General features: G+C 51.3%; 9 protein-coding genes. 4 read left to right on the top strand and 5 right to left on the bottom strand.

Annotation, left to right across the window (positions count from 1 at the left end):
* Positions 1–161: 161 nt before the first annotated feature.
* The 3 genes from HMPREF2958_RS09955 (at position 162) to cydC (ending at position 6,808) form a co-directional block, all read left to right on the top strand.
* The gene (locus tag HMPREF2958_RS09955; protein WP_070697874.1) at positions 162–1,739 is read left to right on the top strand and encodes a cytochrome ubiquinol oxidase subunit I; all 1,578 of its coding nucleotides are present in this window, start codon (positions 162–164) and stop codon (positions 1,737–1,739) included.
* A 20-nt stretch (positions 1,740–1,759) separates the two neighbouring features.
* Complete coding sequence (cydB, locus tag HMPREF2958_RS09950) at positions 1,760–2,833, top strand: cytochrome d ubiquinol oxidase subunit II (protein ID WP_004004465.1); 1,074 nt, start codon at positions 1,760–1,762, stop codon at positions 2,831–2,833.
* 180 nt (positions 2,834–3,013) lie between these two features.
* Positions 3,014–6,808, top strand: a complete 3,795-nt coding sequence (gene cydC / locus HMPREF2958_RS09945) for a thiol reductant ABC exporter subunit CydC (protein ID WP_246828127.1) — start codon at positions 3,014–3,016, stop codon at positions 6,806–6,808.
* A gap of 113 nt (positions 6,809–6,921) precedes the next feature.
* Here cydC and HMPREF2958_RS09940 read toward each other — a convergent pair whose 3' ends face one another.
* On the bottom strand, positions 6,922–7,392 hold the full coding sequence (locus HMPREF2958_RS09940; RefSeq protein ID WP_070697873.1) for a GNAT family N-acetyltransferase: 471 nt from the start codon (positions 7,390–7,392) through the stop codon (positions 6,922–6,924).
* Here HMPREF2958_RS09940 and HMPREF2958_RS09935 point away from each other — a divergent pair.
* Complete coding sequence (locus HMPREF2958_RS09935) at positions 7,391–7,831, top strand: nuclear transport factor 2 family protein (protein WP_246828125.1); 441 nt, start codon at positions 7,391–7,393, stop codon at positions 7,829–7,831. The two genes, HMPREF2958_RS09940 and HMPREF2958_RS09935, sit on opposite strands and share 2 nt — an antisense overlap.
* A gap of 62 nt (positions 7,832–7,893) precedes the next feature.
* Here the strand turns inward: HMPREF2958_RS09935 and HMPREF2958_RS09930 are convergent, their stop codons facing one another.
* The 4 genes from HMPREF2958_RS09930 to HMPREF2958_RS09915 all read right to left on the bottom strand — a co-directional run bounded on the left by HMPREF2958_RS09930 (position 7,894) and on the right by HMPREF2958_RS09915 (position 12,852).
* Complete coding sequence (locus HMPREF2958_RS09930; protein WP_004004469.1) at positions 7,894–8,493, bottom strand: tetratricopeptide repeat protein; 600 nt, start codon at positions 8,491–8,493, stop codon at positions 7,894–7,896.
* A gap of 162 nt (positions 8,494–8,655) precedes the next feature.
* Positions 8,656–9,171 (bottom strand): GNAT family N-acetyltransferase, encoded by a 516-nt coding sequence (locus tag HMPREF2958_RS09925; RefSeq protein ID WP_004004470.1) that lies wholly within the window; start codon positions 9,169–9,171, stop codon positions 8,656–8,658.
* A gap of 6 nt (positions 9,172–9,177) precedes the next feature.
* On the bottom strand, positions 9,178–10,506 hold the full coding sequence (locus HMPREF2958_RS09920) for a tetratricopeptide repeat protein (protein WP_246828123.1): 1,329 nt from the start codon (positions 10,504–10,506) through the stop codon (positions 9,178–9,180).
* A gap of 192 nt (positions 10,507–10,698) precedes the next feature.
* Positions 10,699–12,852, bottom strand: a complete 2,154-nt coding sequence (locus HMPREF2958_RS09915; RefSeq protein ID WP_070697872.1) for a tetratricopeptide repeat protein — start codon at positions 12,850–12,852, stop codon at positions 10,699–10,701.
* Positions 12,853–12,896: the final 44 nt, after the last annotated feature.

Raw genomic sequence — 12,896 nt, 5'->3', positions numbered from 1 at the left:
CTGAGTGTAAAACTTGCCTGGTTCATGCCGTTTTTAAAACGCGTTACCTTACCTATGTAAGACATCCTGAGATATGTGCACCTGACTTCCGGAGGTGTGCTACGCTCCCGGGCGTGTCTGCCAACAGTAGACTTTACACATTCTAGAAAAGGATCATGTACATGGATCCCCTTGACATTGGGCGGTGGCAGTTCGGTATCACGACCGTCTACCACTTCTTTATGGTGCCCCTAACCCTCGGCTTGGGTATGGTCGTCACCTTCCTGTACCTGCGCTATATCTTCACGAAAAAAGACGAATACAAACGTATGACGAAGTTCTGGGGAAAGCTCTACCTCATCAACTTCGCAATGGGTGTGGCAACCGGTTTAGTGCAGGAATTCCAGTTTGGTATGGCTTGGAGTGAATACTCGCGTTTTGTGGGTGACGTCTTTGGTGCGCCGCTAGCTATGGAAGGTCTTTTTGCCTTTTTTATCGAATCAACCTTCCTGGGGCTTTGGATCTTTGGATGGGACAAACTCAAGCCCAAAGTTCACGCCCTATGCCTCTTCATGGCGGTTCTCGGTTCTTGGGTATCCGCATACTTTATTCTGGTGGCAAACTCCTGGATGCAGCATCCGGTAGGCGTTGAAATGGTCGATGGCCGTCCCCGTATGACTGATATTTGGGCTGTTCTCACAAATAACACCGCGCTTCTTACCTTCCCCCACGTGATCTTTGGCGCCATTCAGGTCGCCGGTGGATTCCTGGTCGGTATTTCCTGGTATAAGCTCTGGCGCCGACGCCGTGACGGCATTGACATCGTAGAGGATGGCAAGGTTGTAGTTGGAGATGCCGAAGTTGGCGGTCGTGATAAGACCGACTACAAGGTTTGGTTCCGTTCCCTGCGCATCGGCGCGATTGTGGGTCTCATCGGGTTCTCTGGTGTGGCTCTTAGCGGTCACGCTCAAGCTCAGCTCATGATTCATCAGCAGCCCCTTAAAATGGCGGCTGCCGAGGCAGCATGCCATGACGGTACCGGTTTCTCGGTTCTTTCTATATCTTCTCTGGGTTCTCAAGACTGTGATAAAGTGCAGGCAGTGCTTGAGGTTCCCGGTGCGCTCTCATTCCTGGCCCACGAAGATTTCACCACCGAGGTCAAGGGTGTGAAAACCCTTATGCCTGAATACGAAGCTAAATACGGTACGCATCTGGCGGATAACCCGCTCTACGGTGATCGCGCTGGGCAGAAGATCAACTATTTGCCCCTTATGGAAGTCACCTACTACGGATTCCGGGGCATGATCACGCTTGGTGGTATTGGTGCACTTTCGTACGTCTACGTACTATGGGTTACCCGTAAAAAAGGAACCGGTACTGTTCCCGAAGCCAAGTGGCTGAAAACCCTGGCTTTGTGGGGAATTTGGGCTCCCTTCTTCGGCAACGCCCTCGGCTGGATCTTCACCGAAATGGGACGCCAGCCCTTCGTGGTGGCGCCCAACCCTGAAGGGGATCCGTCTATCCTCATGTTCACGGCAGCAGCGGTTTCTCCGGGTGTGAGCGGTGAAGAGATACTATTCTCGCTTATCGCACTAGGAGCGGTGTACGGCATCCTGATGGTGGTTGAAATTTACCTGCTGACTAAATATATAAAGGCTGGTGTAGTAGCCGCTATGCCCGAACTCGTGCGCTCTGAACACGAGCAGGACGGCGAAAAGAGCGGTCACGATAAGCGCGATGTCTTGGAGTTCGCCTACTAGGCGGGTAAGGATTCTAAACGATGACCTTCGACTTTAATATCTTTGCCGGGCAGCCACTGCTACCAACCATCTGGTTCGTCGCTATCGGTATTTTCTGGATTGGCTACCTTATCCTCGACAGTTTCGATTTGGGCGTGGGCATGCTCATGAGCATCTTCGCCAAAAACGAGAAAGAGCGACGCCTGCTTCTGAACACGATCGGTCCCGTATGGGATGGTAATGAAGTTTGGATTGTTACCGGTGGTGCTGCTACCTTCGCGGCGTTCCCGTTATGGTACGCATCCCTATTCTCAGCCCTATATATTCCACTAACTTTAGCGCTGCTTGCCCTGATCTTCCGCGTGGTTGCTATTGAGTATCGCGGTAAGAAAAACGATGAACGATGGATTCGCGGTTGGACTATCACTCTCTCGCTATCATCATTCTTCATCGCTTTACTGGTAGGTGCGCTTCTTGCGCTGACCTCCATTGGCTTACCAATTAATGCCAACGGTGACCGTGTAGGCGGTGCCTTCGCCTGGGCCTCCTGGCCCGTGCTTCTAGGCGGCCTCTCTCTTGTAGGGTTTGCCCTCGTGCAAGGACTTGCCTTTGTTGCCTTGAAAACCGATGGAGATATACGCCACCGCGCACGCACCGCCCTGGTGCGTTGGCTTCCGCTTCTGCTTTTGCCTATCGTGCTCTGGGTACTGTACATGCAGGTTACAACCGGTAACGGTATTTCCTGGCTATGCACTATTCTTGCCGTATTTGCAGTGCTCTTTGCATGGATAAGCGCCCGAAGCTCACGTGAAGGCCGTGCCTTCGCAGGTCTGAGCTTCTTCATGGCTTTTGGCGCGCTGGCGATTTTCACCGCTCTTTTCCCCAACGTACTACCTTCAACCTTGGACGCGGCTCATTCGCTCACCATTGCAAACGCCTCAAGCTCGGAGTACACACTTGGAGTTATGAGCGTTGTGAGTGGATTTGGATTGCCCGTTATTATCGTGTACCAAGTCTGGACATACTGGGTGTTCCGCAAGCGTTTGCGCGTTGAAAATATCCCCGATGCCCACGATGCTAGCGAGCTGGTGACGCACCCGAACAGGGCGTCATAGCCAAGAATGTACCCGGTAATCGGGAGGGTACAGAAGTATTTCCGGTGCTTTCAGCAACATATGAAGGCACCGGAAATACTTTAAAACCGAAAGCAGACAAGCCCGCCACCAGTGTCTAAACTAGGAAACACACCGGAGAAAATATCCACACTCACTTTAGCGGTAGGGAAGGAACGAGACGTGAGCCCACGCGCCAATAAAACACAGCGCAACAACGATAAACGTCCTCCGCTAGGACCAGACGCCCGTAAAAACCTAGGGGTTTTCGGGCTTATCACCGGGATACACACACTGGCAACCGTGATCTTTAGTGCGGCGCTCGCATCCCTCACTGCCCGAGCAGCCCACGCCGGATTTACCGCACTCACCGCCGAGCACGAGCATCTAAAGGCTGCCAGCGATCCAGAAACCTATCGCGCTCTCATCGAATTCTCGGGTAACTCACAAGCGAAACTCGACAGTACCAATGGATGGCTTCTAGGACTAGGCAATCTTCTTGGCACCGGAAACGCCATAACATGGGGGCTAATCGTCACGGCATTAATAGCGCTTGCTGCACGTGCAGGCGCCGATTATGCGCTGTCCATAAGTGCTCAGCGTGCAGCCGTAGGAGCCAAAGCAAGTATCCGCCAAAAACTTGTGCATCGTGTCTTAGCCACAGGAGGGGCAGACACCCCTGAAGGTACAGGCGCAACCGCCGTTCTGCTGGCGCGGGGACTGAACGCGCTCGATGATTACTACACTAAAACCCTGACCGCCTTTGTCTCGGTCGCCGTAGTGCCCGTTCTGCTGTGGTTTATTGTGCTCTCATTGGATATCACAAGTGCCCTCGTCCTAGCGTGCACCCTGCCGCTTATTCCGATCTTCATGGTACTTATCGGTAAAACCACACGTGAAGATACCGCCGCTGCTCAAGCCGAGCTGCACCGTCTATCAGACCATATTCTTGAACTCATCCGTGGGCTGCCCGTATTGATCGGGCTGGGGCGTGAACGTGCACAAACTCGTGCTCTTAGGAAGCTGGGTGAACAATACCGCGAACGTACCATGCAGACGCTTCGCAGCGCATTTATGTCTTCGCTCGCTTTAGAACTTATCACGACCATCTCGGTGGCACTGATCGCCGTGCTCATTGGCGTGCGCCTGGTACAGGGCACACTCGGACTCGATACCGCAATCCTTGTACTCCTGCTAGCCCCTGAATGCTACCAGCCTTTGCGTGATGTAGGTGCAGCCTACCACCAATCTGAAGACGGCATAGCCGCACTTCGATCTGCACGTACAGTCCTTGACACTCCTGTACCAGAAGCCTCTGTGAGCGCTTCCTGCGAAAAAGTATCGACGACTCCCGAAACACCCGAGCACCTTGTGATTGAGAACCTCTCGGTCACATACCCCGGACGTACACAGATCTTAGACTCAGTAAACCTGAATATTCCACGTACTTCGAAGCGCCCAAGCGCGGTAGGAAAACAGCGCGGAGCGTTAGTAGGCATTCTGGGAGCATCAGGATGCGGTAAATCAACGCTCCTCGGAGTGCTTTCTGGGAGCGTCCGAGACGGACTGGTACCAACCGGCGCATCCGAACCGATTAAAGTAACTGGCCGCATTATAGGTGCCGGAAACACCCTGAGTATTCCGCAGAATCCTATTTTCGCCGCCCCCACGGTCCTGCACGAGATGGCGCTCTATGCCTTCAGCGCCGATCGCAGCGAAGAGGACTATGCGGCTAAACTTCTCACGGGGGAAACACAGATACGCCCCTCAGATCGTGAACGCCTAGAGAACTATCTGTGGAAGCTCGGGCTCGAAAACCTGAGCGAGCTCAGCCCCGAATCGCTCAGCGCGGGTCAAGCGCGCAGGTTGGCGTGCGCCCGCATCTTAGCTCGCATTGATGCCCTCCACCGTGCAGCCGATCACCATCAAAATCTCCAGATTACCGTTCTAGTAGATGAACCTACCGCCCACCTGGATGCACACGCCGCCCACCTTGTAACTCAGTCCCTGGACGCACTCGCAGAACGCGGAGTAACCGTTCTAATCGTGACCCATGAAACGGAACTTACCGAGTACTGCGATAGCGTGGTGCAGGCATCAGCAGTAGTCGAGGGAGCGCATGCGAAACCATCGCATGAACAGGTGTATCGGTGGAGCATCGTCCAGAATGAGGCGCCCAAGATTATCCCCGCTGCAGCCCCGCATAAGCAGGACTCAGCCGATACCTCTGCTGAGCATGGCCCAACGTTACACAACGCTCCTGAAAAGATGGTTCGAGAAAACACAGAACATACTGTTGGAGTCATGAAAACCCTCAAAACACTGCGGAATCTTACGGGGCTGGGCATATTACAGGGGCTACCGCCGGTAATTCTTGCCGCCCTCACCTCCCTTGCCGCAATTTCTCTGACCGCGCTCTCAGGATGGCTTATCGTGCGTGCAGCCGAAGGTCCAGCCATGATGTTCCTTATGGTAGCTATCGTTGGTGTGCGCTTCTTTGGGCTAGGGCGTGCCTGTGCTCGATATGCCGAGCGTTTACTTACCCACGCTAAAGTCTTGACCGCAGCGAATACTCTGCGTGTGCGCGCCTGGACCGGGGCCTATCTTAATGTTGGCAGCGTGCGGGCCCTGCTTCGCGGCGACGCCCTGCTGGAAAGGCTTATTGGCGGCATAGATGAGCTGCGCGACAGTATTCCGCGTGTTCTTATTCCACCCGCTGCACATGTGCTTGTGATGTTAACAGCGCTAATAACCACCATTGTTGTGCTACCTCAGGCTATTGTGCCCGTAGCGCTCGCAGCTTTGATAACAACAATTTTTGTGCCATGGGCTGTTACGCGCGCGGACGCTCACGCTGAGGAAACCACACGAGAAAGTACAGCTGAGCTTCTGCGTTTAGGCACCGGTGCGCTGAGCGCTGCAGAAGATATTCGCGCTAACGGGGTTGCGCCGAGCATTGAGATTGCTACAACACGTTTGAATGACCGCAATGTTGCCGCATTGACTCGCACCTCGTATGCCCAAGGTCTTGGTAGGGCGCTTGTGACCCTGAGCTGGTTCGGAGCAGCACTGTGGTGCGCAATTATTGCGCATCCGTTAGCGGTATCGGGAACGGTAGGTGCTCCGGAGTCTGCCGCCGTAGTTCTCATGTGTACGGCAATGATAGAAAGTTCCGTGCAGCATATAGAAGCGGTGCGTTCGTGGTCTTCTTTTGCCACTCTGTTGGCGCAGATTGCTCCCGGTATTGCGGATGAAAATAGTATTTCAGACCTTGAGGACGATACACAGGATACATCTCATGCTGGGCGTGTTCGCGCCCCTCAGGGGCAGGAACCTGCTCTTGAACTTGTTGATGCTGCCGCTCAGTGGTCGAGCATGGATAAGCCCGTTTTTGAGCATCTTAACGCTACGGCGCATACCGGAAAGTGGACGGGAATTACCGGTCCCTCAGGTTCGGGTAAGAGCACCGTGCTGGCGACTCTTTTGGGTTTTTTGCCGTTGGAAGCTGGCGAAATTTGCTCCTACGGGAAAGCGCTGGGGAACGATCAGCTTCGAGGGTATGCGGCATGGTGCCCACAGGCTGCGCATATTTTTGAGTCTACTCTTGAAGGTAATTTACTCTTGGCGCGCGATCGTGCTGATCGCCCGAGTGAAGAACAGATGATAAAAGCTCTGCAGCGTGTAGGTTTGGGGGAGTGGTACAGCACCTTGCCGGAAGGTCTGCACACCCGTGTTGGTGCTGGTGGCGGGTTCCTGTCGGGAGGCCAGCGGCAGCGTCTTGCGGTGGCTCGTGCCCTGCTCGTGGAATCTCCGGTGCTTTTGCTGGATGAGCCTACCGCGCATTTGGATTCTGAATCAGCTGCGGCGCTTATGGCTGATCTGGACACGGCAACTCGCACCAGCGGAATGGCAACTGTTTTGGTCTCGCACCGCCCTGAAGACATTGCCCGCTGCGATGCGGTTGTTACATTGGAATAGGTCTATACATGACGTTGTGAGGGGCTCAAGAAATGTTAGAACCCGTTTTAGACGTATTGAGAAGCGTAAGCTTTTGGAAGGATGAAGCCTACGCTCTATGTACGTCAAGCCAGTTAGATTGCTTTTACCATAATCAGACAGGGAGTATCTTCGCCCCACAGGTCTGTCTCTTCAAGAGGTAAAAACCCTACAGCTTTATAGAAATTTCGGGTGCGTTGGTACGGTTCGTTGAAAAAAGATTCCCCAAGCGTCTTAACCTGTATCAGCCTGATACCACGGTTACGTGCCTCCTTTTGAAATGCACTTATTAGGGAAGTGCCAATTCCGTATCCGTGAAAGGCGGCATCTACTGCCAGCAAATGAATTTCTGCCTCAACCGGGTAGTGCTGGGTGATCAGCATGATACCCACAACTTCGTGGGTTTCCGGATGGGTTACCGTCCACGTTTCCAGTCGTTCAGCAGCATGTATGTATTCGGCATTGGACTCTTCACGTCCAAACCATTCAGGCAGGGTCTTGAGGATATGTGCCACCGCTTGAGGGTTGTGAGCGGTTTGAGCTGCAGGGGGCCAGGGGATAGTCATGACTGTTTCCTTTGCTAGGCTGAGCTTGTACGTATTTCCGCCTCAGATGATGGAGGGCATCATGATTGACGAAACGATGAAAACACTTACCGAAGAATTGATTTCGCGCGGTACCAGCTACGATATTGATTTTCTGCAGCGGGTGTACGCCGACGACCTAAAATTTGTGCGGATCCTGCCGGATAATACGGTGCAGATTCTCTCAAAACAGGACAATATCGATTTCTTTCAAGCACTCAAAGACAGCGGCGCCGCACCCCTGAACACAGCGCACACCATACTTTTTGCCGATTCTGACGGCGAAACTGGAACTATTGTGCTCAAACGCAGGATGAGTCAGGGCTCGCAGGAGCAGGATTTTCTTTTCACCATCACCTGGAAAAAGCGCGGTGAAAACTGGCAGATTGTTCAAGAAATTGTGGCGGTACTGAGCGAGTAAACAGCGTGCGCCTTAAAAGCAGGTTGCGGTGATAATACCTCACCGCAACCGTTGTTGAACTATTAGGAATCTTCGTCGTTCAGGTATGACTGGGCCACCTCATAGAGCTCAGGAAAATCTGGGGAAACACGTTTCCAAGCCTCAAAAGCTTGATCATTGTGCCCCATCTGCTGGTACAAAACGCCTAAATTCAGCTGTGCTCGCGCATACTGATCGGGAACACTGGCAGGTATTTTCTGATAGGTACTTAGAGCCGTGGTCAAGTTACCATGCAGGTGCAGGAGCACGGCGCTATTGAACTGTGCCATGGAATAGTGCAGAACATCTATTTTAGGAACTTTGCTGTATGCCGCTAAAGCAGACTCATCCTGCTCTAAAGCCTCGTGCACAGATCCGATATTGTACTGTGCTACGGCATAGGGCTGAGTCTCACTTTCGGGAACCTTCTGCCATGCCTTAATGGCCTGCTCATGCTGGCCTTGACCATCGTAGACAATGCCTATATTTACATGCGCGATGGCGTATTGATCGGGGACACTTTCAGGTACTTTCTCCCACGCTTCACATGCCTGATCGAGCAGACCCTGTTCGTAGTATTGTGCGCCAAGATCTACCTGTTCCTGGGCGTAGCGTTGCATCTCTGCATGAGGCTGATCGACCATGATTTCCTTTCCTGCACCAGGTGTTGATGAGCACCTATTTTGCCGGGGCTTACCCTCAAGCAAAAACTGTTTTCTCTAACTATACGGGAAGGAGCCTCAGCGCGAAGATAAGCGCATCCTTCATATCCTAACCGCCGAAGGGATTCAGGCTAGGCACAGCGTTCAGACGGCAACAGATTTCTGCATCAGGATATCCGTCTGCTGATCGTTACCCAGCTGAAAAATATGCGTACCGAAGGCGGTGAACCCGTTTTTCTCGTAGAAGCGCAGGGCTCGATGATTATGCTCCCACACCCCTAGCCACACATAGCTTGCCTTTCGGTCTTCTGCCACACTCATGGCGTGATGGTAGAGGGCCTGCCCAACACCGTTTCCGTGATAGTTGCTCAGCACGTAGATACGCTCAATTTCGAGCGCGTCCGCCGCCTGCGGTTCGGTTTGTGCGTGTGCAGTATTGAGCTTGAGGTAACCCACGACGTGCCCGTTTACCTCGGCAACGTAGAAGAACGATTCAGGGTTGCTGAGTTCCCGGGCGAGCTGATCTTCTGAGAACCGTTCCGCAAGGTAGCGATCCATATCTTCGGCTTTGTTAGCCTCTGAAAATGTTTCGGTAAACGTATCACGGGCAATGCCGCGCAAAATCGGAACATCGCTGATAGTGAGGGGAGTAATCCTCACGTTATCTTAGCCTTCCTGCTTCTTCTGTTCGGAGGGTTTTTCTTGGTGTTCGGCGCTCCCGTCCTGCTGCTCGGTTTCGCCGCTATCCTTGGCTTTTTCCTGGTTCTCGGCGATGATACTCAGGTTGGTTTGTGCCATCTCGTACTGCTCCGAAGCAGACTCGGGAATATTCTTCCAGACGGCAACTGCCTCGTCCGTTTCCCCCAGTTTGTAGTAGGCACCGCCAATATTGAATTGGGCTTTGTAGAAGTGCTCAGAAGCATCCTTGGGAACACGTTCCCACGCCACTAGGGCATCGTCGATATTGCCCTGTTCTTCGTAGATAAGTCCGGTGTTGTATTGGGCTACGGCGTAGGGCTCAGAGGCGCTCGCAGGAATACGTTCCCAAGCCTCGACTGCTTTCGTCGGTTTGCCCTGCTCCACATAGGAAGTACCGATATTGTACTGTGCCGAAGCGTAGCGTTCCGGTAAGCTCTCGGGTACGCGCTCCCACGCGGCAATAGCCTGTTCTAGCTTTCCTTGGCTGTCGTACACCATGCCCAGATTCATCTGCGCGGTCGCGTATTGTTCGGGAATATCGGCAGAAACGGTCTCCCAAAGTTCGAGAGCCTGCTCTGTCTTGCCTTGGTTGTAATAGGTTACGCCCAAGTTGTTGAGAGCCATCGCGTACTGGTCAGGAACGGTGCTGGGTACCTGCTGGTAGGCTTCAGAAGCCTGTTCGGCTTTACCCTGCCCTTCGTAGAGCACGCCCAGGTTGTTGAGCGCTTTCGCGTATTTTGCGGGGGCTGCATCGGGGACGTTCTTATAAGCTTCAGCGGCCTCGTCCATTTTGCCCTGCTGTGTGTAGGTGGCACCTAGGTTGTATTGCGCGTGCGCATAAAGATTAGTGACATCTTTGGGAACACGCTGGTAGGCTTCAATAGCTTCATCAACGTTGTTTTGCTGTGCGTAGGTCACGCCCAGGTTGAACTGCGCCATTGCGTACTGCTTTGGGGCAGCAGAGGGAATATTCTTCCACGCTTCAAGAGCCTTATCAGTTTCGCCCTGTTTAATATAGGCAGAGGCAAGGTTATTGTGCGCCTTAGCGTATAGTTCGGGAACATCTTTGGGAATGCGGTTCCAGGCTTCGACCGCCTGCTCTACCTTGCCCTGGTCCCGGTAAACAATACCGAGATTGTTTTGGGCTGTTGCGTAGGCTTGCGGGTTCTCGTCGGCAGAAATCGTGCTCAGCACGTCGATAGCTTTATCGAAAGCACCAGCTTTGTAGTGCTCCTTGCTCAGGTTAAGACGCTCCTGCACGGTCATCTGCTCTAACGGGTTCTCTGCTTCGGTCACGGTGATCTCCATAGGCGGTGTCTGTGGAATTTCGGGCAGGGAACAAGCCTCTGCCTGAAACGCATATATATAAGAGTAACGGTGTGCAACCTCTGTGTGAAGTTTGACGCCCCCGTAGAAAGATGAAGATTAGAATAAGTTTTTGCGGGTAGACACCATGTTTTCATGCGGAGGAAGAACTCTCGTGCTCCTTTACTCCTTGTTCCTAAATGGATTCTGGGAGATGCGAACCTTGCTTTTACCGCTGCCTTGATCGAGCAGGATGCGAAAGTGGTCTTGGTACTTCGCTGCACCGGGGGAGAGATAGATTTTATCGATATGTGGCAGTACAGGTTCCTCATACTCAACGTACATCTGCTGTTCTTCGCGGTTGCTGTGAATCTCCTCGTCGCGGAACTGAGTGATGTACATGATCCGGCATTCCTGTTCCTCTTGAAATGCAATATGTTTCACCAGGTACTGCAAGGGGAGAAGGATAAAACGGACGGCTTCAAGGATTTTCTGATTTTTATCTTTATTGTATGAGCGAGCTTTTGCAAAGATGGATTGAAGTACAGATAGGACAGAGTCATCATGGCCAAATAAATATTTTTCGACATTTTCCTCTTTCTCTGGAATTAATTCATTATAATATTTCTTCCATTTTTCTTTCATATCTACATCATTTTTATGAGCTCGATAGAAAGTGGATTTGTCCCGTTGAGACAGAGTCCAATACCCAGTTTCAGGGTCTAGATAAATACAGCGATAGAGTGTCTGGAGTGTAGATTTGTCTATAGGTAAACTTATACTAGCATTCTCTAATTTATTTAGTTTATTGGATTCAGTTTTTTCTTTTTTATTATATAATTTTTTCGAGGGGTTGGCTATAACCTCTAATTGGCTACTAAAAAACTTTTTTCTGAATACCAAGCTAACGCCTGTTGCTTCCTGTTTATCTTCCTTGCCATAGAGGCGGAACTGGTTAAGGCTGTCATGATTAAAGGTAAAACAACTAATAAATGTGGCGGTATCATTAGCGTGGATATTCTCTGAAATTCCTTGTTTATTCCAATAAGTACCTAAAACCAGTCCTTCTGTCGGATCATTGACTCCACGAATGGTGTTGAGGCGGAATTTAGAAGGTTCTTTGCTGTCGAGTAAGCTAAATGCTGTTGACACACGGCTATAGTGTGCAACTTTTGACTCAAAACCTGGGATTATTTGAAGAGAGTTTAGGACTTTTTCGGTATTTTTGGCTAGGGTGTTAAGTTCTTCTCTAACCCTCTTAGGGCAAGTAAAAATCTTAAGGGCACGTTCAGATGCATAGTATAGAAAATCTCGTGCATTAAGGTATGCCTTTTTCGCTCTTTTAGCGTTTTCTTTATCTTGTACGTAAATCTCACCAAGGCTGAACTGTGCTTTGGCGTAGGCTTTAAGGTCGTCTTCGCGCTGAACCTTTTTATATGCAGTAATTGCAGCATCAAGGTTTTTCATGTCTTGATAGATGGATCCAAGACTGAACTGCGCCCGAGCATAAGCTTGGCGACTGTCTCTGCGGTAGACTTTTTCCCATACGTCCTTGGACTTTTCCTGCTTCCCCTGAGCCTTGTAGAGGGCACCAAGGTTGACTTGCGCCCACGCGTAAGCTTGGGGATTATCGCTGCGGCTGACCTTTTTCCATACGTCTTTGGCCTGGTTAATGCGTTCTATGAAGTAATATTGGTTACCGAGTTTGTAACGTGCCCACGCATGATGAGGTTTGTCTTCGAGAATTTCTTTGTAAGTCTTGATAGCTTCTTTCCATGCATTTTTAGCCTCATCCTGTTGTTTCTGGATATCGTAGAGATGACCAAGCTTACCGTGTGCATCAGCATAGGCTTCTGGATTATCATCGCGACGAATCTTCTTCCATGCGCTTTTGGCCTTATCCTGTTGTTCTAAGATGTCGTAAAGAGCTCCAAGCTCTAACTGCGCCCATGCGTATGCTTCTGAATTATCGTTGCGGCGGATCTTTCGCCACACGTTTTTAGCCTCGTTCTGTTGTCCCAGTGAATCATAGAGGGCGCCAAGCTTGTACTGCGTCCACGCGTAGGCTTGTCGATCGCTTTTGGGAACTTCTTGGTACGCCTCAATGGCCTTTTGATGTGTTTCTTCGGCCTTTTCCTGATTCCCCTGGAAATCATAAAGATTACCGAGACTGACTTGTGCATCGGCATATGCCTCGGGGTTATCCTCACGGTTTATCTGGTGCAGTTCCGCAAGAAGAGAACTGACTTGATCCTGGACTGCTGAGTCTGAATCTTGAGTAAAAGTTTCAGGTAAATCTGTTTTTTCATTAGCTTTCTGATTCTTTTGGTTACTCACGTTCTCTCCTCACAGCGCGACACGATCGCACAATATACACATAA

Origin of the sequence: Rothia sp. HMSC036D11 (genome assembly GCF_001814205.1) — a bacterium.
Lineage (GTDB): Bacteria > Actinomycetota > Actinomycetes > Actinomycetales > Micrococcaceae > Rothia > Rothia dentocariosa.
The sequence above is the reverse complement of the archived record's forward strand: the minus strand, read 5'-3'. Positions and strand labels throughout refer to the sequence as shown.